Origin of the sequence: uncultured Parasphingorhabdus sp., assembly GCF_963677535.2 — a bacterium.
In the GTDB taxonomy this organism is placed as follows: Bacteria; Pseudomonadota; Alphaproteobacteria; order Sphingomonadales; family Sphingomonadaceae; genus Parasphingorhabdus.
The window spans coordinates 213,704-239,363 of record NZ_CAXXUT010000003.1; the positions used below are offsets into that span (position 1 = coordinate 213,704).

General features: G+C 53.9%; 26 protein-coding genes. 11 read left to right on the forward strand and 15 right to left on the reverse strand.

What is annotated here, in order from left to right; all coding sequences use genetic code 11:
* The first annotated feature begins 8 nt into the window (after positions 1 to 8).
* Together ACHZCJ_RS07925 and ACHZCJ_RS07930 are read left to right on the forward strand one after the other, a co-directional pair.
* The gene (locus ACHZCJ_RS07925) at positions 9 to 659 is read left to right on the forward strand and encodes an NAD(P)H-dependent oxidoreductase (protein WP_321325393.1); all 651 of its coding nucleotides are present in this window, start codon (positions 9 to 11) and stop codon (positions 657 to 659) included.
* 43 nt (positions 660 to 702) lie between these two features.
* Positions 703 to 1,359 carry a glutathione S-transferase family protein gene (locus ACHZCJ_RS07930; RefSeq protein WP_321325396.1) on the forward strand — a complete coding sequence of 219 codons (657 nt, stop codon included), beginning with the start codon at positions 703 to 705 and terminating at the stop codon, positions 1,357 to 1,359.
* 9 nt (positions 1,360 to 1,368) lie between these two features.
* On the opposite strand, the gene ACHZCJ_RS07935 is transcribed toward ACHZCJ_RS07930, so the two are convergent.
* The 13 genes from ACHZCJ_RS07935 to ACHZCJ_RS07995 form a co-directional block, all read right to left on the reverse strand.
* A complete protein-coding gene (locus ACHZCJ_RS07935; RefSeq protein ID WP_321325398.1) occupies positions 1,369 to 2,901 on the reverse strand; it encodes an FAD-dependent monooxygenase in 1,533 nt (510 codons plus the stop codon).
* Positions 2,902 to 3,312 (reverse strand): nuclear transport factor 2 family protein, encoded by a 411-nt coding sequence (locus tag ACHZCJ_RS07940; protein WP_394700075.1) that lies wholly within the window; start codon positions 3,310 to 3,312, stop codon positions 2,902 to 2,904. It lies immediately after the preceding gene.
* A 54-nt stretch (positions 3,313 to 3,366) separates the two neighbouring features.
* Positions 3,367 to 3,921: a cytochrome b gene (locus ACHZCJ_RS07945; protein WP_321325402.1), complete on the reverse strand. Its 555-nt coding sequence runs from the start codon at positions 3,919 to 3,921 to the stop codon at positions 3,367 to 3,369.
* A gap of 41 nt (positions 3,922 to 3,962) precedes the next feature.
* The gene (locus ACHZCJ_RS07950; RefSeq protein ID WP_321325405.1) at positions 3,963 to 4,700 is read right to left on the reverse strand and encodes a VOC family protein; all 738 of its coding nucleotides are present in this window, start codon (positions 4,698 to 4,700) and stop codon (positions 3,963 to 3,965) included.
* A gap of 68 nt (positions 4,701 to 4,768) precedes the next feature.
* Complete coding sequence (locus ACHZCJ_RS07955; RefSeq protein WP_321325407.1) at positions 4,769 to 5,692, reverse strand: SDR family NAD(P)-dependent oxidoreductase; 924 nt, start codon at positions 5,690 to 5,692, stop codon at positions 4,769 to 4,771.
* Between the two features lie 31 nt (positions 5,693 to 5,723).
* Positions 5,724 to 6,866: a thiolase family protein gene (locus ACHZCJ_RS07960; protein WP_321325409.1), complete on the reverse strand. Its 1,143-nt coding sequence runs from the start codon at positions 6,864 to 6,866 to the stop codon at positions 5,724 to 5,726.
* A 2-nt stretch (positions 6,867 to 6,868) separates the two neighbouring features.
* On the reverse strand, positions 6,869 to 7,282 hold the full coding sequence (locus ACHZCJ_RS07965; protein WP_321325411.1) for a zinc ribbon domain-containing protein: 414 nt from the start codon (positions 7,280 to 7,282) through the stop codon (positions 6,869 to 6,871).
* An 89-nt stretch (positions 7,283 to 7,371) separates the two neighbouring features.
* The gene (locus ACHZCJ_RS07970; protein ID WP_321325413.1) at positions 7,372 to 7,977 is read right to left on the reverse strand and encodes a TetR/AcrR family transcriptional regulator; all 606 of its coding nucleotides are present in this window, start codon (positions 7,975 to 7,977) and stop codon (positions 7,372 to 7,374) included.
* A 66-nt stretch (positions 7,978 to 8,043) separates the two neighbouring features.
* On the reverse strand, positions 8,044 to 9,333 hold the full coding sequence (locus ACHZCJ_RS07975; protein ID WP_394700076.1) for a spinster family MFS transporter: 1,290 nt from the start codon (positions 9,331 to 9,333) through the stop codon (positions 8,044 to 8,046).
* Complete coding sequence (locus ACHZCJ_RS07980; protein WP_321325415.1) at positions 9,330 to 10,097, reverse strand: crotonase/enoyl-CoA hydratase family protein; 768 nt, start codon at positions 10,095 to 10,097, stop codon at positions 9,330 to 9,332. Before ACHZCJ_RS07980 ends, ACHZCJ_RS07975 begins: the two co-directional genes overlap by 4 nt.
* Before the next feature lie 30 nt (positions 10,098 to 10,127).
* Entirely contained in the window at positions 10,128 to 11,711 is a 1,584-nt protein-coding gene (locus ACHZCJ_RS07985; RefSeq protein WP_321325417.1) for an AMP-binding protein, read from the reverse strand.
* A gap of 233 nt (positions 11,712 to 11,944) precedes the next feature.
* Entirely contained in the window at positions 11,945 to 14,317 is a 2,373-nt protein-coding gene (locus ACHZCJ_RS07990) for a TonB-dependent receptor (RefSeq protein WP_321325419.1), read from the reverse strand.
* 625 nt (positions 14,318 to 14,942) lie between these two features.
* On the reverse strand, positions 14,943 to 16,502 hold the full coding sequence (locus ACHZCJ_RS07995; RefSeq protein WP_321325423.1) for a long-chain fatty acid--CoA ligase: 1,560 nt from the start codon (positions 16,500 to 16,502) through the stop codon (positions 14,943 to 14,945).
* A gap of 158 nt (positions 16,503 to 16,660) precedes the next feature.
* Here ACHZCJ_RS07995 and ACHZCJ_RS08000 point away from each other — a divergent pair, with 158 nt between their 5' ends.
* From ACHZCJ_RS08000 to ACHZCJ_RS08015, 4 genes are read left to right on the forward strand one after another with little or no spacing between them, the layout of a single operon-like run.
* Positions 16,661 to 17,791 carry an acyl-CoA dehydrogenase family protein gene (locus ACHZCJ_RS08000; protein ID WP_321325426.1) on the forward strand — a complete coding sequence of 377 codons (1,131 nt, stop codon included), beginning with the start codon at positions 16,661 to 16,663 and terminating at the stop codon, positions 17,789 to 17,791.
* Positions 17,788 to 18,936 carry a CaiB/BaiF CoA-transferase family protein gene (locus ACHZCJ_RS08005; RefSeq protein ID WP_321325428.1) on the forward strand — a complete coding sequence of 383 codons (1,149 nt, stop codon included), beginning with the start codon at positions 17,788 to 17,790 and terminating at the stop codon, positions 18,934 to 18,936. The genes ACHZCJ_RS08000 and ACHZCJ_RS08005 overlap by 4 nt, the downstream gene beginning before the upstream one ends.
* 33 nt (positions 18,937 to 18,969) lie before the next feature.
* Positions 18,970 to 19,764 carry an SDR family oxidoreductase gene (locus ACHZCJ_RS08010; protein ID WP_321325430.1) on the forward strand — a complete coding sequence of 265 codons (795 nt, stop codon included), beginning with the start codon at positions 18,970 to 18,972 and terminating at the stop codon, positions 19,762 to 19,764.
* Between the two features lie 30 nt (positions 19,765 to 19,794).
* Positions 19,795 to 20,259, forward strand: a complete 465-nt coding sequence (locus tag ACHZCJ_RS08015) for a hypothetical protein (protein ID WP_321325432.1) — start codon at positions 19,795 to 19,797, stop codon at positions 20,257 to 20,259.
* Positions 20,260 to 20,647: 388 nt separating this feature from the next.
* On the opposite strand, the gene ACHZCJ_RS08020 is transcribed toward ACHZCJ_RS08015, so the two are convergent.
* A complete protein-coding gene (locus ACHZCJ_RS08020) occupies positions 20,648 to 21,532 on the reverse strand; it encodes a hypothetical protein (protein ID WP_394700077.1) in 885 nt (294 codons plus the stop codon).
* A gap of 89 nt (positions 21,533 to 21,621) precedes the next feature.
* On the opposite strand from ACHZCJ_RS08020, the gene ACHZCJ_RS08025 reads away from it, so the two are divergent.
* From ACHZCJ_RS08025 to ACHZCJ_RS08040, 4 genes are all read left to right on the forward strand, one after another.
* Positions 21,622 to 21,837, forward strand: coding sequence for a helix-turn-helix transcriptional regulator (locus ACHZCJ_RS08025; protein WP_321325437.1), 216 nt, complete (start codon positions 21,622 to 21,624; stop codon positions 21,835 to 21,837).
* An 11-nt stretch (positions 21,838 to 21,848) separates the two neighbouring features.
* A complete protein-coding gene (locus ACHZCJ_RS08030; RefSeq protein ID WP_321325439.1) occupies positions 21,849 to 22,280 on the forward strand; it encodes a hypothetical protein in 432 nt (143 codons plus the stop codon).
* A gap of 71 nt (positions 22,281 to 22,351) precedes the next feature.
* The gene (locus ACHZCJ_RS08035) at positions 22,352 to 23,677 is read left to right on the forward strand and encodes a DNA methyltransferase (protein WP_321325441.1); all 1,326 of its coding nucleotides are present in this window, start codon (positions 22,352 to 22,354) and stop codon (positions 23,675 to 23,677) included.
* A gap of 115 nt (positions 23,678 to 23,792) precedes the next feature.
* On the forward strand, positions 23,793 to 24,203 hold the full coding sequence (locus ACHZCJ_RS08040) for a DUF5681 domain-containing protein (protein WP_321327754.1): 411 nt from the start codon (positions 23,793 to 23,795) through the stop codon (positions 24,201 to 24,203).
* A 149-nt stretch (positions 24,204 to 24,352) separates the two neighbouring features.
* On the opposite strand, the gene ACHZCJ_RS08045 is transcribed toward ACHZCJ_RS08040, so the two are convergent.
* Positions 24,353 to 25,249 (reverse strand): IS481 family transposase, encoded by an 897-nt coding sequence (locus ACHZCJ_RS08045; RefSeq protein WP_321325443.1) that lies wholly within the window; start codon positions 25,247 to 25,249, stop codon positions 24,353 to 24,355.
* A gap of 6 nt (positions 25,250 to 25,255) precedes the next feature.
* Between ACHZCJ_RS08045 and ACHZCJ_RS08050 the strand changes: the two genes are divergently transcribed.
* Positions 25,256 to 25,648 (forward strand): SDR family NAD(P)-dependent oxidoreductase, encoded by a 393-nt coding sequence (locus tag ACHZCJ_RS08050; RefSeq protein WP_321327755.1) that lies wholly within the window; start codon positions 25,256 to 25,258, stop codon positions 25,646 to 25,648.
* Positions 25,649 to 25,660: the final 12 nt, after the last annotated feature.

Below are 25,660 nucleotides of genomic sequence, written 5' to 3' on the forward strand. Positions count from 1 at the left end.
AAATACCAATGACCAAACTACTTTTCATCGAAGCCAGCCCGCGCAAGGAGAACTCTTATTCCTCGCAAGTCGCCAATGAATTTCTGGAAAGCTACAAGGCGGCCAATCCTGAGGACGAGATCGAGCGTCTGCCTTTGTTTGAGACCGAGCTGGCGCCGCTGGGCATGGAAGGCGCCAATCAGAAAATGGAAAATATCATGAAGCTCATGACCACCGGCTCCGGTATCGAGCCGGAGGGCGAATGGGCCGGTGTCATGAAAGAGATCGAGCGGCTGAAAAGTGCGGACAAGGTTCTGCTTTCCGCGCCGATGTGGAATTACTCCATTCCCTACCGCCTGAAGCACTGGATAGACCTGGTGGTACAGGTTGGCGCATCGGTGATGGTGAACGAGAAGTTCGAATATATCGGCCAGATCACCGACCGTCCGCTGCAGATGATACTGGCCAGCGGCAGTCCGTATGAAAATCGTTTTCCACTGGAATCAGACGGGACAAAAACCGATTTCGAGCGCGCCTATCTCGACCATATTTTCCGCTTCCTCGGTTTCACTGACATTCGCTTGATCCGGGTCATGCCGACGGGAATGCCAGGACCTCAGCTCGATGAAATCGTTGCCAATGCCAAGAAAGAAGCGAAAGAGGCTGCCAAAGCCTTCTGAAGCAAATTGTCCAGTTAACCGCCAGAATTTGCAGGATTCCAATATGAAACTCTACGGTGTCTATCTCTCCCCTTTTGCTACTTCAATCATGATGTTGCTCGAGGCAAAGTCGGTCGATTATGAGCTGGTCATGCCTCCGGGCGGCCTTGGATCGGAGGAGTTTGGGCATATCAACTATATGCAGCGGATTCCTGTGCTGGAATCGGATGACGGAGATTTTGTCTACGAATCCGCAGTGATTGCCCAATATATCGATGAGTTGTATCCCATGCCAAATATTGCCGGGAGCTCACCACTGGAAGCTGCGCAAAACAGGACGCTGGCGCGATTAGCTGACCTATATCTTCTGCATGGATTTCTTGCGGTGTCGGGAGAATTGCGAGAAAAACGGTTCGATTCGGATGTGGTTAAACATTCTATCGCAACGGCACAGCGCGGATTGCGGGATGTCGAGGAGACGATGAAGCGAACCGAATATCAGATTAGCGAAACATTCACTTATGCCGACTGTTTCCTGATACCCGGCATGCACGTCGTTGATCTCTTGTTGCCGATTGTCGGACATAGTGATTATCTCGCCGATTTGCCGACGCTATCGGCCTATTGGAAAGCGGCACAATCGAGCGAGCGTCATGGTTTCTATATCGACAAGATGCGTCAGGCCGTGAAGCTACGGCAAGAAACCGGCGAAGCGATGTAAAAGCCGTCGCTAGCTTTGATATTGACGCAGATGTTTTTGGAACGAAGCGCAGAGAGCGTTGCCGCTCTCGTTCGCGCCAAAAATATAGCGGTCAGGGCGCACCAGCACCGCCTTGCCTCCGGTAAACTCGCCAAGCTTGCCGTCAATATCCTCAAAGTCTTTGCCGATCACGAAAACCGATCCGCCAAACTCCTGACTGAACCAGGAGATGGCATCGCCTTCTTCCTGATCTGACAGCAAAAGCACGAAGCCATCCCCGATCACCTCATCGAGCAATTTGCACTGACCCGAGGCACCCACAACCTCGGGCTGGCTTAATCGTCTACCGCATAAATCGTGACCTGTACCGATCAGACCGCCCGAATAGGCTGGGAAGTAGGTATCAGAATTGGCGACCCTGCCAAGCTTGGGGACCATTTTGACGATCCAGAAACCAAAATTGCGCTTTGCCTGCTCCCATTTGCTGGTCGTGCTAAGCAGTGATCCCGTGCGCGAGGCGCGGTTGATCACCTTCTTGCAATGCGGCCAGCGTTCCTCGTGATAGGTATCGAGAATGCGGTCACCAGCTTTGCCGTCAAATATCAGATCAAACAGATAGCTGAGATGAGCGGCGTCTCTCAGTCCCATATTAAGGCCCTGGCCAGCAAAGGGCGAGGTCTGGTGGGCCGCATCGCCAGCCAGCAAGATTCGGTCCTTGCGCCAGATATCGGGCATTCCGGCGTAGAAATTATAAGGCACGCAGCGTTGAATCTCGACTGAAGAGGTGTCGATATAGTTCGAGATATGGGCCATCGCATCATCATGCGTGAATTGATCGGCCAGATCTTCGTCAATTTCGAAATCGAACCGGTAGTGGTTGTGCAGCCCCTTAACGAACACCCGGGCAGCATTGGGCTGGCACATGAACTCTGAAAAATCCTCCTGCGCATCCCAATAGGCCTGATCGTGCACGGCAACGTCCATGACGATCCATTTGCGGCGATAGTTGAAATCAATCCGTTTTGCGCCGATTGACCGGCGGCACATACTGGCGCCGCCATCAGAACCGACAATATATTTCCCGGTAAATTCGGTCTCTTCGCCAGTATCGATATTCTTCGCCTTCAATGTCGCTTGATCGGCATCCGATGATACGCTGAGAACTTCATAGCCCAGGAAACTGTCGACTTTTATGCCTTTGTCGAAATCCTCTCGAAGCAACCGTTCCAGGGTTGGTTGATGAAACATGGTTCCCACACCCGAATGGCCAAAACTTGGCGGGACTTTGCTATAGTCCATTTCCACAAGGGTCTTGCGCTTGTGATCGACCATGCGAAAGGTCTTGAACGGCTTGGCATCATCCGGGAACATCCGGTCCAGAATGCCCATGCGCTGATAGATACGGCAGCTTTCCGGATCAAACATCATCGCCCGCGGCACCGGAAAGATATCCTTGTCACGGTCAAAAATCGCGACTTTGTGTCCGCTCATTCGCAAAAGATTAGCCAGCGTAGCGCCAGTGGGCCCGCAACCGACAATCAAGACGTCATAGGCATTGTTCATCTATTCAATAACTCCCGCATTTTTCGTCGGAAATTTCGCTGGATCCATATATTCGTCGATGCGGACAATCTTTCCGGCTTTGATGACGAAGATGATCGCTACCGGCAACGCAACCTCGTGACCGGTTTTTGATCGTCCGCGAAAGATATGCTGCTGGACAAAGCCCGTCTCGGTTAGTTGGCGGTCGAGTATCTCGTAGTGAATACCATCAATGAAATCGCAAACATGTCGCAAGAGCTGAAGGTTTTCAGATTTCGATTGCCCGCTCGATCGCTCGTCAAGAGGCCTATTACTATGCCAGACGACGAGGTCATCCGCATAGAGTGCTTCCACGCTGTCGATATCGCCCTTCTCGATGGCCGAGAAAAATCGATCGGCGATCGCGAATGTTTCGGGTTTATTCATGGTCATGCTACATCTTCTGCCTGTTTCGGTTACCCAATGACAGCGGTCCTGATATCACGACTAGCTCTTCGGCTTACCCGGCAGCATCCGGCGAAGGACGCCATCTTTCTGGATGAATTGATGCAGAAATGCGGCGGCTATGTGTACGGCTAGCAAGGCTATCAGTAACCAAGTACCAATTTCATGCAGGAAACGGCGACCCTCGAAATTATCGTTTCCGAGAAAGCTCAGCGCCTCGCGAACATCGAAGGCTCCAAAGGGCATAACCGCCATTTCATGCGCTGCGGCCGTGTACAGGCCCATCATCGGGACATAGATCATCAAGGCGTAGAGCAGAAGATGAGAGAGTTTGGACGCCTTTGCTTGCAGTGGCGAAACGGTCTCCGGCAGCTTTGGCGTCGGATGGCCGATGCGCCATAGAATGCGCAGCACGATCAGGCCAATTGCCGTAAATCCCAGAGTGGAATGACCTCTCAACGAAAACGCCATTTCCGCTTCGGTCTTGGGATCATCAAACCCCTGACCGAAAACCAGCATCATGATGATGAGTATAGCGATCGCCCAGTGCAGGAACTTGGCTACGCCGGTATAGTGGGTTGGTGACGGCTTGGTCACAGAAGTTCCTCTCATTAGCTTTTGGCGCGCAAGCCCCAATTTTATTCGGCAGCGTGCTTTGCTTTGCGATCTTCCTCGCTCATCATGGACGGAGGTCGTTTTTCCATCGGGATCATGGCGAACTGCTCGTCAGTCATGGCAAACATTCCCTGGAGAAGCTGCACGGGCCGGTCGGGATTATAGCTGTCCGGATTGTATCCCGGATTGGGGATCTTTCCGCCTTGCCCTTCAAAATCAGCCGGATTGGTGAACTTGGCCAATTCCTCGTCGCTGATTCCGGCCAACTTTTGCACCTCGGGATCGATCCAGTCCTCGGGCCCGATCGGATAATCGGCATTGCCGAATGTCGCGATCTCGAGGCACGTGTCTTCCGGTCCCTGGAAATAGATGCTGTGGCACATGCCATGATCCATCGGGCCCATGACATTGTACCCGCGCGAACGGATCCGGTCGCGGATGTTCAGTAGGTCATCCAGTGTGTCGACGTTAAACGCAAGGTGCTGCATTGTGCCAGGCGCTGAAGGCCCGCCTGTATGACCGGGATTGGTTACGCCATATTCAACCTGGGCATCTTTGTTCGCAGGATTGAACACGAAGGCAATCTGGCTGCTATCATTCATTTCAAGGAAACCGTGCCAGCATCCCTCTACGCCGTGCATCCAGTATAACGCGACAAGCCGGAAGCCCAGCACATCGGTATAGAAGGCGATCTGCTCTTTCATATTGTTGGTCGAAATCGCCAGATGGTTCAGGCCATTGGCTTTGATGTTCTTGGACATTTTCGCGTCTCCTTCAATCTATTCCCCGTTTCCGCCAGTCCGACGATCCATGCCGTCTTGGTGGATCGTCAGCTCATTCCACCGCGTGCACCACCACTAACCGTCAACACCTGTCCGGTAACATAGTCCGAAAGCGGTGATGCCAGCCAGAAAATTGACTCCGCTGCCTCGCGGATCGAGCCGGACCGGCCGAGCGTGATCATCGGATTCGGTTTAGTCGCGTAAATTTCTTCCTGCGTGGGCTTGTGGTCTGGATTGACCTTTACTCCCATGCGAGCAGCTTGTTTGTGAGGCATCCCGACTTTGATTTTACGTCCGTCAACTTCAATAACCTCATCTTCGGATTGCGGTTGGCCAAATCGTGTTTGAATCACTCCGAATGCAACAGCGTTGGAGTTTACGCGAAAACGACCCCATTCCTGAGCCAGCGTACGCATCAACCCTAGCATCCCGGCCTTTGCGGAGGCATAATTACCCGCGCCCATGAGGCCCCATTGCCCTGCCATCGAGGAAACCATGATCATCTTGCGATAATCGGCCTCTCCGCTCGCATCCTCCTTTTCGGCCGCAGTCCTGAATATTGGTGCGCAAGCGCGTGAAATCCGGAACGGCACGATGAGATGGATATCAAGCATCGCCTGGAACTGCTCATCGGTCATGGAATGGATACCACCATCCCAGGCATAGCCAGCATTATTGACAACAATATCCAGGCGACCTCGCTCCTTTGCGGTCCCGTGGACAAGCTCGTCACAGGCGCCTTCTGCCAGCAGGTCGCCAACAAATGCGCTGGCCCTGTCTGACCCGAAAGCGCCATTGATATCGTCAACAGCTTTGTGGGCCGCGTCAGCATCAACGTCCGCGATAACCACATGGGCGCCATTGGCAGCAAGCATCTCAGACGTCGCTCCGCCGATACCACGGCTACCGCCGGTTACGATGGCCACTTTCTCTTTGAGTAGATCGCTTTGCAGTCTTGGTTCAATTAGCATGATAAGTATTCCCTGATCTGATCGCGGCCGACTAGTTCGAAAGCACGTGGACGTAACATACCGCCCCAACGCCGACCATGTGCGCAAGGCCATGCTTGGCGTCCGGCTGTTGACGGTCGCCTGCTTCCCCGCGAAGCTGCATAGTCAGCTCACCAATTTGCCCAACACCGGTCGGTCCGACCGGATGGCCCATCGCGAGAAGGCCGCCAGAGGGACTGATCGCGCATTTTCCGCCAATATCCCATGCGCCATCTTTCAGCATCGGGATGAACTCACCCGGCTTACATATGCCCGTCGCTTCTGCGTAGAGCAGTTCCTCTGTGGCGAAAGCGTCGTGAAGCTCTATGACGTCAAGATCTTCCGGTTTGATCTGTGCCTCGGCAATGGCCCGCATCATGATTTCATTGCTCAGCGCGGTATCAGGATTGAGCCCCTGGTTTGCCTTTTCGCTGCCGGCCGCTGACGATGCGACGCGGATTGCCCGGGACGGATCAATTCCAAGACGCTTTATACCGTCTTCCGAAGCGACGATCACAGCGGCTGCGCCCTCGCCAATCGGGCAACATTGCAACGCGGTAAGCGTGCCGGAAATGGGGTTTGCCCCCAACACATCATCCAGAGTGCGAACCTTCTGTCGCTGGGCATTGGGGTTTTTCGCACCATTTGCATGGTTCTTGACCGCGATCCGGGCAACATCCTCAGGAGCAATCCCGTGACGATGGCTATACTCGTCGGTCAAAAGAGCAAAATGCGTAAACGGGAGAATCGCGTCATCTGCCAGATTCTCGATACCGGTCGCTGAACGGAAGACGCCTTTTTTCGGTGGTTTATCAACGCCGACGGCAAGCGCGACATCACTGATACCACTGGCAACCTCCATGCACGCATGCCGGAACGCAGTCGAGCCAGACGCAGATGCATTTTCAACATGTACTATCGGCTTGCCCAGTGCGCCAAGGTGGCTCAGCATGGGGCGTCCCACAGCCATTCCCAGCAGTGCATGTGCCACATATGAGCTCTCGACGCTTTCCCATTCGATCCCGGCATCGGCCAGTGATTCCCGAACGGCCTTTAGCCCCAGTTCAACATAGGTTGTGTCAGAAGCGTGCTGGTAGCGGTGAAAACCGACGCCGACGACATAGACCGGCGCGAGATCAGAGATTAATTTGGCCATGTTCAGCTTCCTTTTCCGGCTGGAGCAAATCTCAGATCATGCTCGCCTTTCCCTTCGCGCGTTTGGGGTACGAGCAAGGCAACCATCGCGTCGCCGGGATTGAGTTCGACACCTTGTTCTACAGCAAGCATCGTTCGGACTTTTGGTCCGTCTTCAAGTTCAATCGATCCGATAGTAAATGGTGCGGGAAGAGCCGGGTTCATCGACATGAATACCGGAGCACTGCAGATCAACGTGCCGCGACCGGTCAATCTTTGAGGCACGAGATCCTGTGAACCACAAGTTTCGCAGCCATACACCTGCATCGGGAAAAACACGCTGCCGCATGCGTTGCATTTTCCGCCCATCAGCGCTGGAATATTCGCTGCAGCGTCGGTCCCTTCCGCTGAAAACAGCGCGTCGGTATCGCCATCCATGATCTTCTCCTAATTATCCGATAGCTTTTCGCATCAGCTTAGACTATTTGCAAGTTATTTGTTTGCTATTTGACAAATATGATGGACATTTAGTTGCCGAGACCAAGGCGTGCCCGCATCGTCTCGATGAATTCCTTGCCAGCCGCCTCCTGATCGAAATCTCGATCAAATGCCGCAAAGGCCAATTGGCCGCGCAGGAAGGAATATATCATCGCTGCGTGCGCAGACACATCTATATCCTTCCGGATGTTACCCAGCTCAATGCCCGCGCGGATTTCCTTTTCGATCGATTTCAGCGATTGATTGGTCAGCCTCGACATGGTCATTTTGAGCCCAGACCTCACCAAAGCCTGAGCAGTAAGTATTTGAAACGTTCTTATGGGTGCACCGTTCACTCGTACGTAGGTATGCACCAAATTTTCCAGCGCTGGTAACCCGTGTAAAATTTCAGGATTTTTCGCAATGCTGTCGTGATAATCCTGAGTAACATACTCGACGACGCGGGCCAGAAGACCTTCTTTGCTACCAAAATAATGCGCCGGAAGACCACGACTATATCCTGCTGCTTCGGCAACGTCGGCAAGTGTGAATCCATCATAACCGCATTCACCGACTAGTTTGATTGTTTCTACGAGAAGTCGGGTCTCCGCTTCTTCACGCCTCTCCGCCTGTGTACGCCGCTTCTTAACTGCCATAGCCGATCGCACAATCAGCCCGCATGGCTGGAGAAACGCAAATCCATTCTGGCCAACCAGGACCTCTCATCCTACTGCTCGCTCCATCGCTTCTTTTGGTGAGCCCATGTGGTTTCCAGCCATCCAGAAATGAAATGCGGCCCACAAATTCACAAACAGGAAAATACACAGGGTATAGCGCAGTGAATCCGCCCCGAATGTGGGTCCGAGCAGATCACTCAATATGCCGACGCCTTGCGGGCCAAGGCCCATCCCGACAATATTGAGCAAGAAGATGGAAATCGCAGATGCAACCGCGCGCATGCGGGGCCGAACCAAATTCTGGATCATGGCGGTCGAGGGGGCAAGGTAGAACGAACCCAGCACCGCCGGCACGGCATAAAAACACAGGGCCAGCCAGTAATTGTCGATCATGAACCATGCAATCGAGAAGGGGATAAGGGCAACCTTGACAACGGCTATCGACCAAGACCGCCAGCGCTCGTCGAACCTACCTAGATAGTCGGTCACGCGTCCTGACATCATGGTCCCAATAGCGCCGCCAATTCCTGCAAAGACCGCTAAAGTCAGCCCGATTTCTGTGCCGGACAAACCATGGGTGCGCACGAGAAAGGCGGGTGTCCAAAGCACAGTCCCGTAGCCCACAAATCCCGCGAGAGCATTGCCGGCCAATAGATGACGGAGTGGACGGCTCTTTGCCATGTGCCGCGTTGTGGTCCACACAGAGGGCTCGTCTTCGGGGGATGTCTTCGGCGGCACGTCCGGCTCGCGCACGACAAACAACACCATCAGACCCAGAATGACACCGGGAATTGCAACGACGAAGAACGTAATGCGCCAACCAAAATTATCTAGCAGCAATCCACCGCCCAGAAAGGCCAGCAAGACACCTATGCTACCCCCCATTGCAAAAACGCCCATGGCAGTCGCGCGGCGCTTCTCGTCAAATAATGAGGAAATGATGGATACCGAAGCCGGTGACGAGCCAGCCTCCCCGACGGCGACCCCAATCCGCGCGAACGCCATTTGTGTATAAGTGTTTACCAGACCGCATACAGCCGTCATCGCACTCCAGACGATGATGGACGCTGCTATGATATTGCGGCGGTAACCCTTGTCAGCCACCACTGCGATGGGAATAGCCAAGAATGTATAGAATACCGCAAAAGCCAGGCCAACGAGAAAGCCCATCTGTGTATCTGTTGCCCCCAGATCCTGTTTGATCGGTTCGAGCAAGATACCCATGATCTGACGGTCAAGCTGGCTACAGGCATAAACCGCACACAGCATAGCCACGGTAAGCCACGGTCGTGTTGTTACGGGGGATTCTGAACTGGCCGCTGCAGCGGTGCTCACTTTCCTGTCCAGACTGGGTCACGTTTCTCCGCGAATGCCTTCATGCCTTCGATTCGATCTTCCGAACTCATCATTGGTTGGACGATGGGCCCCTGCTCCTTCCAGGCCTGCTCATCTGTCCACTGTTCGGTAGCAGAACGATAGGCCAGTGCTTTTGAAGCCTTGACCGCAATCGGACCGTTACGTGCAATTAATTCGGCATAACGCATCGCCTCGCCCATCACCTGGTCGGATTTTACGACGCTGTTGACGTAACCAAAGTGTTGCATGTCCTGTGCGGACTTGGGTTCGGCGGTAATTACCATTTCCATCGCGATATTATGCGGAATCCGGTGCGGCAGGCGAAAGCAACCGCCGCCGATTGCAACCAGTCCCCGTTTTGCTTCGGCCAAGCCGAAAATGGATTCTTCAGACGCAACAATGATATCGCAGCACAAGGTCAGCTCCATCCCGCCGGCCAGTGCCTGTCCGTCAACCGCTGCGATTAACGGCTTTTCAGGCGGGATACTCATAATGCCAAAACCACCACGCTTCGGCGTAGCCGCAAACTCGCCTTTCAACGCCGCTTTCAAGTCCTGGCCAGCAGAAAATGTGGGACCCTTAGCGCAAATGATCGCGCAACGAAGCTCGGTGTCGGCTTCGTAGTCATCGATTATCTGCTCCATCTCGTCGGCCATCGCCCGATTAAAGGCATTGCGCGATTCCTGCCGATCAAGCGTAATAGTCAGTATATGGCCATGCGTTTCTGTTGTAATATACGTCATCTCAATCCTCTCCGATGGTTTTGCCAGGAATCAAACTGCGCGATCGCGTCCTTCCCAGAAGGGTGCCCGCAGATCTTTCTTCAATAACTTGCCCATGGTGTTCCGCGGCAATTCGTCACGAAACTCGATGACACGCGGCCTTTTGTAAGACGCGAGATGCTCTGCAGCGAAATCGCGCACCTCGTCCTCGGTCAAGCTTTTTTCCGGCTTGAGCTCGACAAAGGCCATCACCTTTTCGCCAAATTCCTCGTCTGGCACACCAATTACTGCAACGTCCTGAATGTCGGGATGCTGGATCAGAGCCGCTTCGATCTCGGCTGGATAGATGTTCACGCCGCCCGATATGATCATGTCTTTGACCCGATCAGTGATAAAAATATAGCCGTCCTCATCAAGCATAGCCGCATCTCCGACACGGAAAAAGCCGCGGTCATCCAGCGTGTCGCTATCCAACAAGTCAGCGTTCACATAGTTGCGGATGGTGACAGGCGTATTGATCCAGATCTCGCCAGATTCTCCAGCAGGCAGGACATTGCCATTCTCATCGCGGATTTCGACAAGAACATGGCGGTGTGGCTTGCCCGACGATCCCGGTTTGATCTTCTGTTCTTCGGGAGCCAGGTCGCTGATCATGCCGACTTCGGTAGCGCCGTAACTTTCGTGGAGAACTTCACCGAAGAACGCACGAATCCACTCCTTAAGCGACGCCGGTACTGGGGCAGCACCAACGCCGAGCGAGCGGACCGAAGACACATCGTACTTTTTCAGTGTTTCGTCGGGCAGTCCGTTAATTCGTTTGTACATTGTCGGCACACCGGTCCAGAAAGTGACCTTATGCTGCTCCATCAATTGCAGAGTACGTTCGGGATCGAAACGCCGCTGTAAAATCCCGATGTTGCCGCTGGCCAAGGTTGCTCGCACCAATCCGGGCCCGGCGCCATGATGCATCGGCATCGAGATTAAAACCACATCACCGGGCACCTGCGGTCGGGCAGCAGCAATGGACTGGTAATATTCCATGATCTTTTGCATGTCCGCTCCTTCACCCGGGCTCATATTCACGCCCTTTGGGAGGCCGGTTGTGCCTGAGGTGTATATGATCAGCGGTGCCTCGCCTTTAGAAATGCGCTCCGGAGCATCGGCAACGAACAGTTCTTCGTAGGAGACAAACGCATCCGCCGGTACGTCGAGCGAGACCTTGAGCTTGAGCGGGACCCCTTCGAATGCGGGCAGCAGAGCAGCGGGATCAGAATCGTCGCAAATGAGCACTTTCGCCTCACTGTTGGAAAGGACGTAATTTACTTCGCTGGGCGTAAGACGCCAGTTTAGACCGAGGATCGAACAGCCAAGCTTTGCGGCAGCGGACGCAATAATGGCCCATTCCAATCGTATTTGCAGGCGTGTGACAATGACGTCTCCCGCTTCAACTCCCAGTCGTGCCAAACCCTCCGCCATCGCGTCAGCCCGCTCATTCCAATCACCGTAGGTCAGCGATTCCTCATCCTCAACCAACGCCAGCGCGCCTGGTTTCTGGGAAGCCCAATATTCGACCGTATGTGGCAGGATAGCCTTCGGCTCTCCCTCATTTGATTTCGTCAATTCTATCTCGGTCATCGCAATTCTCCTAAGCCAGACACTAGGCCTAACGTTTTTGCCTTATTTTTACTTGTTGTTCAACAAATAGAATAATATAATTCCGTTATACCTAAATGATTTACAGTCAAATTGTATGACGAACGCGTATCCAACTGGGCCAAAAAACAGCCCGGTTCCCGAAAAGGGGACCGGGCCATTGGGGAGAGCTAGTTAAAAGTTCCGCGATCTTCTATCGGCATCATCTGTATTTTCTACCAATCGAACCTTATTGAAACGCCATACTCGGCTGGATCCCCTAAGAATGAATCCCGGCTTGCGCCTTGAAAAACTGAGTTGAATATCAGCCCATTGTACGTCTTGTCCGTGCAATTCCGACAGAATGCCGAAACTTCAAATCGGTCGTCCACACGAATACCCGCCGACACGTTGAGCAGTTCATAGCCCGCCAGAGTGAGCGGACTTCCATCGGTTGCCACACGGGAGCTGGTTTTGATCGAACTTCTGAAATAAAGCTCCGGACGCGCGAAAAAACTAACTTCGTCGGAAACAGGGAGGTCAAGATTGGCAAATACCGATCCACTCCATTCCGGCGCAGCATTCAAAGGCTCGCCGCTCACAGATGGCTCTCCGCTTGCAATCACACCTACATTGTCGCCGTATAGCGCTTCTAGATAACTGACGTTGCCGCCGATGGACACACCTGGAACAATTTTAACCACAGATTCCAGTTCGATGCCTTGGGATCTTGCAGTGCCTGCATTGGTAACGAAAAATCCGGTACCGACAAAGCTATTGACCTGGAGATTATTGATGTCAGAGCGGAATGCCGTAAGGTTAAACGTTACGCGACGATCCCAGAATTGTGACCGGAGGCCCAACTCATAAGAATTCACAGTCTCCGGCTTGAACTCCGGATTGGCCGGGTCGCATTGATAAACGACAAAAGGTGCAGGAGGAGAAGTTAAAGCCACATTGCCAGATGCACTGCAGACGGGATTTGTCGAAAATGCGGGCCCAGCCGATGCCCTGCCGAGAGCGAAGCCACCGGCTTTGAATCCTCGTGAGTAACTGGCATAGGTCATGAAATCCGGGGTCCATTCATAGCTGATTGCCGCCGTGCCGGAGAAGGCGCTGTCTGAAACCCTCCGATCAAAGGAATTGGCCCGGGAGGTCAGCGGATCGATCGCAGCCCTTATGATGGACAGGAAATCATTTCCGCCGGTGGTGCCATTTGCAAATGGATTACCGGTGGCTTGTTTTGTCTCTTTGGTCCAGCGCAAGCCAGCCGTAAGCTTGAGACCGTCGGCCACCTCGAAGATATTGTGGGTGAACAACGCAAAGCTTTCGGCGTCCTGATTGGCCATCGTCCCAAAAGCATTTGCCTGTGCAGGGTAAAGCCCTGCAAGCCCGGCGCTCAAAATGGTGGCGTAGGGATCAAGATGCACTCCCAACCCGATGGATTCATCATATTCAATGGATTCGTCGGAGTAGAAACCACCGACCAACCAGTCGAGCCGGCCGTCAAGGGCTTCGCCTTTCAGGCGCAACTCTTGCGAAAAAGCGTCAATCCCGAAGTTGATTTGTTGACTAAGCAGATCGGCACCAGAAAAATCCACGTCGCCGTCCTGCTTGTCGTCAAAGCTGCGATAGGCTGTAATCGAGGTCAGCTCCGCTGCACCCAGATTGGCCTTCAACTGCAACTGGATACCGCGATCCTTATTTGCGTTTAAAACCGGGCTATTGACCGATGTCACACGCTCGGTCGGAGTTGGCGGGTTTGGATAAGACGCGCCGATTGAGCTGGCAAAACCATCCAGGATGCCAGCCAGTGCAACGGAGTCATTTGTGAAACGCACGGATTGACAGCAGGACTCATCCGCTTCGGAATAATCACCGATGATCAACGCTTCGATGTCGTCAGTGATCTGAAACAGGAACTTGCCCGAGAAGGTGAAGCGGTCGCGGTCATTGTACGATGTATTGCGCAACGGATCTTTGACGAAACCGTCCCGGCTTTGATAGCCGAAGCTGAACCGAGCAGCGACCTTGTCTTCGCTAAGCGGAAGATTGGCGGCACCACGGAAACGGAGAAGATCGTAATTGCCGACCGTACCTTCCATGAAGCCGTCAAAATCATAGAGATCGGGGCGCCTTGTCGTGACAGAAATGACGCCCGCCGTCGTGTTTTTACCGAACAACGTCCCTTGCGGTCCCCGCAAAATCTCGAGACCCGCGGTATCAACAAAATCCCCGAGACCTGCTCCTGATCTGCTACGGTAAACACCGTCAACCGAAAACCCGACAGCAGCTTCCAATCCTGGATCATTGCCGGAGGTCCCGAGGCCACGTAGCGAAATTGAGGTCGATGTTCCCGGCCGGTTACTGGTCACAACCGCGAGACTTGGAGTAGCGGTCTGAAGGCTGGTAACGTCTGTGATACGGGCCTGCTCCAGCAACTCCCCATTAAACGCGGATACTGCAACCGGCACTTCTTGCAAGGCTTGCTCTCGCCCTTGAGCAGTAACAATGATGATGCTGTCTTCGGCATCGCTATCCTGAGCATATGCCGTCATCGGTAGCGTCAAAGCAGCGAGTGCCACGGATGAATGGAAAATTTTACGCATAATTTCTCTCCCAAAAAGCTGACACCAGACATCTTATGATGTTCGTCGTACATTCAGCGAATATGCGTTTAAAGATATTTGTTGGTCAGTCAATATATATTTGTTAATTCGACAATATGATTCGAGAGCGGAGAGGCGGACGTTGAGCACTAAAGAACTCGAAACTACCCCACATCCCTTCGTGAACATCGGGGATCACAAGGATACCGAGTGGTTGGCCATGCTGCTCCATCCTGATTTTACTTGGTATATTGCAGTCCCTCCCCCGGCCGTCCCGGAAAAGCGCCCTATGTATTCAAAGCTACCGAAGGAGTTGAATCTCCCCTGGGAGCAAGCAATTTATAGCAAGGCTGAAACAATCACGATTTTTCGAACCTTTTTGTCACCATTTCGAAATTGGTGATCGAGATCGCTTCCATCAGAGGGCCGCATGAGCGTGAGGCCATCGCAGTCACGGGAAGACCGAATCACAAAAGTCCAGCCCACGGCCGCCGGTCCAGCAATATCTATTGCTACATCTTTCGGGTGGAAGACGGCGAGACAATCCTGTTCCGTGGATATCAGAACACACTTTTGCGATTCGATACCTAGGTAGCCAAATTGATCGATCCCACGCAACGCGCGACTAGCTTATCCGGCGCGACATGCCTTCCCAATATTGTTCGCGAATGACTCGGCGAAGCGTTTTTCCCACCGCGCTCTTGGGCAGGGCATCCACAAAATCGACGCTGCGCGGTGCCTTGAAGCGGGCAAGTCGTTCAGAACAATGAGCGACTAACTCCTCTTCGTTCGTGTCAGCCTTGGTCACGACAACCGCTTTAACCGCCTCGCCCCATTTGACGTCAGGAACACCGACGACCGCTACCTCAAATACAGCAGGATGTTCCATCAGCGCATTTTCGACTTCTGCCGGATAGACATTGAAGCCTCCGGAAATGATCATGTCGGATTTGCGGTCGACCAGATATAAATAACCGTCCTCGTCCATCCGGCCCATGTCACGGGTATAGAGCCAGCCGTGCCTGATCGTTTCAGCGGTAAGCTCCGGCGCATTCCAATACCCCCTCATCACCATATCGCCGCGCACGATAATTTCGCCGATTTCACCTGTCGGAACATCGCCTCCATCCTCGTCAACAATGCGAATATCAACCTCAAAAGACGGTCTGCCGGCTGAGGTTAGCCGATGCGCGAGTGCAGGATCGTTGACAACAAGATGATCCTCCAATCCCAGAGTCGAGATGATTCCCGTTGATTCTGTCTGCCCATAGCCCTGTGAAAGAACCGGCCCGAATACAGCGAGCGCCTGCTTTATCCGTTCAGGAGCCATCGGCGCCGTGCCATATACTATCCTCCTGAGAGAGCTGATGTCACGGCTTTTGATATCAGGACATTCCAACAGCATGTTGATCATCGTCGGGACCAGCAGCACATCGGTGACCTTATATTCCTCGACGACACGCAAAAAATCAGATGGTTCGAATTTTGTAAGGAGCAAGTTGCTTCTACCGGACAACATGTTGGCCAGTATTTGTCCGCCAGCGGCGTGTGTGATCGGGGCGACATAGACGGCAAGCCCGGATCCGCTGGAATCCTGACCTTGCGCCATGAGATAGGAACGGGTTAGGCAAATCCAGTTGCCGTGCGTCAGCATCGCGGCCTTGAGCACTCCCGAGGTACCCGATGTATAGTTCAGACTGTACAGACTATCCTTATCCAGCTCTGCCCTAACCGGATCAGCGCTCCCGGCAGCCTTGAAATTGTCAAAATCGGTCCAGCCGAGCCTAGGATCCACATCGCCAACCACCACGATCTGGCGGACTCCGTCGATGCCGTCGAGGCTCGCCTGAGCAAGGTCCACCAGGCCAGCGTGGGTAAAAAGGATCGAGGCTCCGCTATCCTTTAGCATTGCTTGAATCTCACCGGCCGAGACTCGGGCATTGAGCGGCACTTTCACGATCCCGCTCTTCATCACCGCGCCATCAACCGCAATCGCCTGATGACAATTTGGCATGAGGATTGCCGCGCGATCACCCGTCCGAAATCCATCCGCTACCATCGCGTTCGCAAGCCGTGTCGCGTTTTCGCCAAGCTGATCATAGCTGATCCGTTCAGCGCCATCGATGATTGCTTCCTTGTGTCTATAAGCAGCAATGGCGCGGTCGAAATGAATTCCGAGATTCATTATTCTCTCCCAAACTGGTGAGGTCTATTTATCCACCCTCGCAAATCCACTGATCCGCGACAGTATATCCTCAGCTCCTATATATGTTTGACAGCCAACAAATATGATGCTTGAGTATAAGTCAAGAACAATGTCTATTTAGGTGAGGAGAATAGCGTATGTACCAATTCTCGGAAGAAACGGCCGCGATTGTCGAATTGACCCGACGATTGGTCAAAGATTACCAGATGCCGCTTGAGAAGCGCATATTGGCAGGAGAGGTTCTTGCGCCCTCCGACTATCAACCTGGATGCGAAGCTGCAAAAGCAGCTGGACTCTGGGGTCTGACAGCTCCTGAATCGCTTGGCGGAATCGATCTGCCGATTGTCACCTATCTCGCCATTTTCGAAGAAAAATGTAAATGCCTTGCGGAAATCCAGTTCGGTGGGAGCTGTCCGCTACCCAATCTTTACGGATTGGAAGGCGAGCAGAAACAACGATATCTTGATCCGGTTCTTTCTGGCGAAAAGCGGTTATGCTTTGCTCAGACCGAACCTAGTGGCGGCGCCGATCCGGCCATGTCTATCAACACCAAAGCGACCCATGATGGCGAGGGCTGGGTCATCAATGGCGACAAGATATGGATCAGCAACTTCGCCAATGCTGATCATGTCTATGTCGTCGCCCGCACCGAAAAGGGTAAGGGAGCCGCCGGCATTTCCATGTTTGCCGTCGAGACAGACAATCCCGGCATAACGGCACGAGAGATTCCGATGCTGGGTCAATTCAAGACGCACCAATTGATTTTTGACGATTGCAAGGTTGACGAGCTGGCCCTGATCGGTGGCGAGGGAGCGGGCTTTGCAGGTGCTCAAAAGTCGCTGTCCGCGGCCCGTTTCGAAGTCGGAGCGCGGGCCTTGGGCATCGCCCAGCGCTGCTACGACATGATGGTGGAGCACGCGAAAACCCGCCGGGCTTTTGGCGGACCACTCAGCGAAAAGCAGGCTATCCAGTCGATGATTGTCGATAGCTGGATCGAGATTCAGCAAAACCGTTTGCTGATGTATGCTAGCGCTGAAAAGGCCGATCAAGGTATCGATACGCGGATAGAAGCCGGTATGATCAAGATGGTCTGCACCGAAATGGTGAGCAAAGTAATCGACCGCGCGATTCAAATCCACGGCGCCGCCGGTGGAACATATGAGAGCCCCCTCGCCCACTGGCATGACGGCCAAAGACTTGCCCGTATTTATGAAGGACCAACCGAAGTGCATAAATTCCGGGTGCTGGCACGGCATTTGCTAAAATGACAGGTGTGCTTGCCGGGATAAAAATCATTGAAATTTCGGGCATTGGTCCGGGACCGTTTTGTGGCATGCTGCTTGCTGATCTGGGCGCGGACGTGATCGCCATCGAGCGACCGGCCGCAGATTTGGGCAAAGCCCGCCCACAGCAGATATATCATCGCGGCAAGCAATCGATTGTGCTCGATCTTAAAGCGCCCGAGGCTGTCGAAGTCGTGCTTGATCTGCTTTCTGACGCTGATGCCCTGATCGAGGGAATGCGGCCCGGTGTGATGGAGCGGCTAGGCCTTGGCCCGGATATCTGCCTGGAGCGTAATCCGGCACTTGTTTATGGCCGGATGACCGGATGGGGCCAATCCGGTCCAATGGCACAAGCCGCAGGCCATGATAGCAATTATACCGCATTGTCTGGTGCGCTTTGGTATGCGGGCGCATCCGGCAGCGCTCCGCAAGCCCCTTCCACGGTTCTGGGCGATATCGCTGGTGGAGCGCTCTATCTCGCTCTCGGGATTCTCGCCGCAATTTTACGCGCTCGATCAGGCGGCCAAGGCCAAGTGGTTGATGCCGCGATTGTCGATGGATCGGCGCACCTGCTCAATCTACTGCTGTCCATGATAGCGTCCACTGGCGGTAATTTCGCAAGGGATGTACAGATATTCGACAGCTCGCATTGGGCCGGCCAGAGTTATTGTTGTTCTGATGGCGGCTGGATCAACATTGCTCCGCTCGAACCGCAATTTTACGCCGAACTGATCGAACGGCTGGGGCTCCAGGGAGATGAGCGTTTCACGCGTGGACAGTTTGACCCGTCGCTTTGGCCCGAACTGCGTGATGAATTTACAAAACTGTTCGCCAGCCAGCCCCGCGCGCATTGGCAATCGCTACTCGAAGGCACTGATAGCTGCTTTGCGCCGGTCCTCGCTCCCGATGAAGCGGCGGAACATCCCCATATGGCGCACAGGAATATCTATCAACGGGTCGATGACATATTGCAGACAAAGGCCGCACCCGAATTTTCGAGCGATGCCAACCCCGCCCCGCAAGCAATCCCGCCAAGAGGGAGTGATTGGCAACAAGTTCTGACAAATGCCGGGTTTAGCGTGGAGCGGATCCAAAGCCTTATTTCAAACGACATAGTATCGACCAAATAGCATTCATAAACGCCTAGGAAAGGATATTGACAAATGGACAAGGATATTCTCGATCAATCAGGCCGCGTTGCACTGGTGACGGGCGCAGGGCAAGGCGTAGGGCGGCAGATCGCTCTTCATTTGTCGGCGCATAATAGCGGCGGCGTCGCTGTAAACGATTACCATCTCGACAGGGCGGAGACCGTGGCCGAAGAAATTCGCGCCGCTGGCGGAAAGGCGATTGCGGTTCAGTCTGACGTAACCGATCTCGACGCCGTCAAAGACATGGTTGCAAAAATCAAGGCCGACCTGGGGCCGGTTGGGACTTTGATTAACAATGCCGGCAATATGGGTGCCAATCCGACCGCAGAAGTGATGAAACCATTTTGGGAAACCGGACCGGAAGTCTGGAACCAGTCGATCGGTGTCAATCTCTACGGAGTCATAAATTGCACCGCGGCCGTCATGCCTGACTTGATCGAAAGAAACGCTCCGGGCCGGGTCATCACGATCATTTCCGACGCTGCGCGCAATGGCGACGCGGACCTTGATATTTATGCCGGCGCGAAAGCCGGTGCGGCGGGCTTTATGCGCAGCGTAGCGCGCAGCGCCGCACGGTTTCAGGTCAACGTCAACTGCATCGCAATCTCCGCCACCCGCACCCCCGCGATTGAACAGCAACTGGCTGATCCAGAACGGGTGAAAAAAATGTTCTCTCGCTATATTGTACGCCGGCCAGGCGAACCCGACGATATCGCCAACATGGCGCTTTTTCTGGCCTCCGATGCGAGTTCGTGGATCAGCGGACAGACTTATCCGGTAAACGGCGGATTTACACTCGCGCTTTGACCACGGTGGTTCTCGAACCAACGCGCGGGATTGACAGCCCTATCCGACAAACGAAAACTGTTGCTCGAACTCGACGTGAAAGTGCAGGTAACGGCTGACACTGTTGCGATAGACCTGCTCCTCAATGATCATGAAGACAGGCACAAGTTCAGCGTCGAGGCAAAGCTGGTATCAAGGGGCATCGAACGGAAACTCGCTATTGCACCAGATCGGGGTTCGGCAACCTGTGAGGCTGACCCCATCCTGCTCCGCCTCATTTCGCATGCCTTTGCAGCACGAGATCATCGGATCCACAATATCCCGCAACCGCTGGTCGCGCATTATTCCACGCGCCATTTGAACCAGCTTGTTCGCCTTAGCTATCTGGCGCCCGATATCATAACAGCGATCATCAACGGGACCCAGCCGCCGCAACTTACCGGCCGCCAGAACATGCGGAAAAACAACATCCCGCTGGACTGGCCCAGCCAGCGGATCATGTTCGGGTTCGCATAAGCTAGAAACTCAGGGGAAATTACCCCTCAAAATAATCTCTACGCCAAATCCATCCATCTGCATCTGGACTCCAATATTTGGGCATGCCGCTCCATCTAAGTAGATGTTTTTAAAGGATAAAATGGTGGTGCGCGACGCAGTCTGCAGCGAACGGGTCTCACCATGAATTTCCCTGATAATGTTCGATTAACAGGGAAATCATGCAAAACTAGAGGTTTTTCAGCACAATTTCGCTATGAAAGGCCTGAATTTCCGAGGGTTCTAGAGCAAATTCCCTACTTCCAATAACAGGGAATTAAATCGGACAGATCAGGGAAATATTGTGCTCTGAACAGGGAAACTGACTCGGCGATCAGGGAATGGGCTGGTCCAGGCCTTTTGGACCCTTTTATAGCGAGCCCCCCAATTGCTGGCACAGGCGGTCTAGAAGATCCACCGTCTCGGGGTCAGGGTCGATCGGCGCTGTTCGCCAACGCCGGTGTTCGAGAAAGAGCGTGGCCCAGAGCACCGCTGGTCCGCAGGGCCAGATTCCGGTAGCCTGGGCATTTTCGAGGATCCAAGCCTCGAATTCAAACGGATCCCCGAGACCGAGGATTTCGCAGATGCGGTATCCGTCGACCAGATGTGCAAAGTGCACTGAATTGTTCCAGTCCAGTGCATCAGGAACAGCGCCGAGATTGCCGCCGCGAACCTCGTGCACCCAGTCCGGTGCGCAATCAGGTAGATCGGACTGCGCCAGTTGCTGGCGGATCAGCTGGATCTCGCTTCCTGATGGATAGCCGAACAGCAGGGATGCGATCTCGTCGATGGTTTCGACCACGGTAAATCTGGCTTTTGGTAGTACCCGGATGGCCTTTCTCTCAGCCTTGTTTCCCGCGCCGTCGCCCTTAGTGTGCTTTGCCACTCGATTGCCAAGGTCCGGGAGACCGGCTCCGGGCCGATTCCCGAACCAGCGGAAGGGCCCAAGCTCGAGCGTGCCAGGATCGTCGAGATACCAGATCACGCAGCCCGCTGGCTTGAGGGAGAGCCTGGTATTGATCTTCACCCGCGCGGTCTTGGCCTGCCTGCCGCTGGCCTTGAGCTGTATGTGGCGAACAACACCGCCCGCCTCCACTACCAGGTCATGTCCAAAGGCATCGACTTCCGCTCGAAGCACCTCGATATCCCGAAATCCGCGTCGCCACAGCGATGCAGTTAGTGCCGCCAGGAATTGGTGTTCGAGAATATTCTCCTGAACTGACGAACTGAAATTGTCTGGCTGATCATTTTTCATACCGCCCAATTGCTTGCCAACATGGGGAAGTCGAGAGAAATGTGACTGATTGTCCGTAGACGGATTGACATAATCGCTGCCCATGTCAAATGATGGATGTTCGAAAAGTCTTTGGCACAAACGTGCGCCGGCTGCGGCTGGAGAAAGGCTTGTCGCAGGAGGAGTTCGGATTCGCGGCCGGGATCGACCGGACATACGTTTCGGGCATTGAACGCGGCCTCAGAAATCCGTCCCTCGTACTGGCCGAGAAGTTCGCCAAAGGTCTGGGGGTCGAGCTGCGTGAGCTGCTGCGCCCCTGTAAATAATAGGCATCCCAATGCATGATCCGAACAGTCCGCATTATCAATTTGATCCATCAAGCGTGGGATGGCTGCATCGCCGCGCCAAAGAGGATAGCCAAGTCCTCAACGAAGATATTGTGCGAATCATCGAGGCAAACCCTGCACTCGTGCCTGATGAAATACTTCGAGACCATATCGTTCGTGGGCTCCAGAAGAAGTTGAAGGCAAAGAGAGGCCGCAAGCGTACAACCGCGCGGATATTGAAAGAACATCATATCGCCGCAGCCTATGAACACCGTCTCGCCTGGCTCCAAGACCGCGCGTTGAAGCGGAGGAAGCGAGGTATCAAGAAGTTTCCGGTTAATCACGCGCCGGCTGAAGCCGCGTGCATACTAACTGGAAAAGAGTTTCATATGGCTCCGGAAACTGTTCGCAATCTTGTTTCCTCACTGAATAGCTCCCGGTAAAACCGTGAGGGCTTATTGCTGCAATAGGTAGCATTGGAGACTTTCCTTCAACCAATGGAAAGTTTTCGCAAATGTCAGAATTACCTGTTTCCCGGCCTGAACGGCTTGAAAGTCTTCCCCTAGCCCACTTGGTCCCCCACGACCGGAATGCGCGCACGCATTCCAAGAAACAGCTGAAACAGATTGCCGATAGTATCCAGCGCTTCGGCTTTACCAATCCGATCCTTGTCGACGGCAGGAATTCCGTCGTGGCTGGGCATGGCCGCATCGAGGCGGCAAAAATGCTCGGCATGACCGATGTGCCGACACTTCGCCTCGAAAACATGACGGAGGCTGAAAAGCGGGCCTATGTCATTGCGGACAACCGGCTTGCTGAAATGGCAGGCTGGGATAATGAACTGCTCGCGCTGGAGCTGTCAGCAATTGCCGAGCTGGATGCGGAATTCGAGCTGGCGCTGACCGGATTTGACCCGGCAGAAATCGAATCCCTGCTCAATGGGCTCGATGAGGCGCAGCCTGCAGAAGAGGAAGTCATCATCGACGCGGCCGCGCCTGTGGTGACGCAGCCTGGCAATATGTGGCTGCTTGGCAAGCACGCAATCATTTGCGGCGATGCCCTGGACCAAGAAGTCTACTCGCGGCTGCTGGGCGACGAAAAGGCGCAGATGGTATTTACCGATCCGCCCTATAATGTTCCCGTCAACGGGCATATCTGCGGGCTCGGCAAGGTACAGCACGAGGAATTCGTCATGGCTTCGGGCGAGATGAGCGAGGCGGAATTTGCCGATTTTCTCACCCGTGTTGCCACGAACCTTGCCGCATTCAGCGTCGATGGTTCTATCCATTACATCTGCATGGATTGGCGGCACATTGGCGAGTTGTTGGCCGCGGGCCGCAGCGCCTATTCCGAGCTCAAGAATCTTGTAGTGTGGAACAAGGACAATGGCGGCATGGGCGCCTTCTACCGTTCGAAACATGAACTCGTCTTCGTCTTCAAGAATGGTACCGCCGCGCACATCAACAATTTCAGCCTGGGCCAGCACGGCCGCTATCGTACCAATGTCTGGGACTATGCCGGTGTTAACTCGCTCAAGGCCGGGCGCGACGAGGAGCTGGCGATGCATCCGACGGTAAAGCCGGTCGAGATGGTGGCCGATGCCATTCGCGACTGTTCGCGCCGCGGCGGTATCGTTCTCGATGCCTTCTCTGGCTCGGGGACGACGATCATGGCCGCTGAACAAACCGGTCGCCGCGGCCGCGTAGTCGAATTGGACCCTCGCTACGTCGATGTGGCGGTTCGGCGCTGGCAGAATGCAACGGGCGGCAAGGCGACATTGGCCGGCTCGGGGACGACTTTCGATGAAATCGCAGTTGTCGTTCAAGATCTCGAAGCCTGAACATGAGCGGCGCCGGCGTATGTCCGGCGCCGCTCACTCTAATTATTTGGAAATGTCATGAGTGCATAATGGGCGCTCTACCTCCATGTCGTGGTCTTTAGCAGAAAGGAATATGATGGAAGACGAGTACAAGGCATACAATGTTGGCTACGGCAGGCCCCCAGAACATAGCCGGTTCAAGAAGGGAAAGTCTGGCAATCCCAGGGGACGGCCGCCGCGCCCGAAGCCCGCAAATGACATGCGCGCGATTCTTGAGCGGGTGGCGAACGAGGAAATCGAGATCAATGGTAAGACTATTACCATGGCCGAGGTCGAGCTGCGGTCGATACAACGCAAGGCCGCCAAGGGGGACGTCGCAGCCAGCCGCCATCTCGCAAAGTTGCGCGCTGACGCCGGGGTTGGTCAATCACAGGAAGGCGGCGGCGGAGTTCTGGTTGTACCCGGCATGCGCCCTCTCGAGGAATGGTCGATTTCCGCCGCGATCCAGCAGGAGCAATTCAGGGAGCAATCCGAGGATGACCGATGAGAGGGCCCTGGAAGAAGGGAGATTATCATCTTTACAGGCCACCCGAGAAGTTGGACGGAAAGCCCGAAACGCATAGCTAGCTGCCAAATATCAACCGACAAGACGAGATTGTAACATCGAGTGACTGGTGAGACATAGTTCACATGCGATTATAGCTTTTCTCTGAGCGCTTCATAGGGTGTTTTCCCTTTGAATGCACCGTGGGGTCTGTGGAAGTTATAGAAGCGCTGCCATTCATCGAGTTTGGCTTCCAGATCGACGTCGCCTTTATAGCTTAGCAGCTGGTAAAACTCTTGCTGGTCCGAGCGGTGGGATCGTTCAACTTTGCCATTCAGTTGCGGGGTGCCGCGCTTGATGTAAGCATGGCGGATACCGAGGTCTTCGACATGCCAGTGGAACTTGGCCTGGAACTCATGACCGTTATCGGTTCTGATTTCACGAATGCGGAACGGGAACTTTTCAATGATGTGATCGACAAAGTCGATCGCGTTGGCTTGGGTATGTTTTTTATAGACCTTGAGCGCCCGAACGCGGGTCGCGTCATCAATGGCCGTATATTGGAAGCGACGTGTCTTCTCGCCCTTCTTTCCGATAAAAGTCAGGAACTTGACATCCATCTGGATGTGGTGACCAGGAACCTGCTTGTTGTAGCGTTTGGTGTGAACCTTACAAGGGTGCGGTCCGCGCGGCAGCCAGTTCAAACCGTTGCGTTTAAGTATACGGTATATCGTTGCATCGCATAATTTGATGTCGTGATAACGTGCAAGGTACCACATATCCCGTTCGGGTCCGAGGTGGTATTTGCGCCGGAGATGAAGCACCTTGTCCGCCACTTCAGGCGGTGTCCGGTTGGGCGGGTTTTTAGGAATGGTTTTGGCATTGACCAGACCATCTTCGCCATCGCGTCGGTACGCCGACTTCCATCTGCAAAAGCTGGCCTGGGCAATGCCAAAATAGCGGCAGGTCTTGGCGTCATGCCCTATCTTCTCTTCGCGTTGCAATATCCGTAATTTGCGCTGTACTTCGCGTTCGTCTTCCTTGGTCATTCGATCATCTCCTTCCTACGTCAGGAATTTACAGAAGATGTTTCGCGAGACCCTACATATCTACACACATCATCTATTGCAGCATTTGATGGGCAGAGAGGACTTGCAGCCTATGCTGCGTCCAAGGGAGCTGTTGCGGCCATGCCCGTTCCCCTGGCTCAGGAACTGGCGCCGTATTTCATTCAAGCAAAGTGGATTGCGCCGGGTCCATTTGGCACTCCGATGTTGGATGATGTTCCCAGTCCTAAAAATCATAGCCTTGGATCACAAATCCTGCATCCCGCTCGTCTCGGACGACGAGGAGAGTTTGCAAAGTTAGTGGAACACATTATCCGCAATCCCATGCTCAATGGTGAGGTTATCTGGCTCGATGGCGCAAAGCGCTTGGAACCTCAGTGAGAATTTTACTTA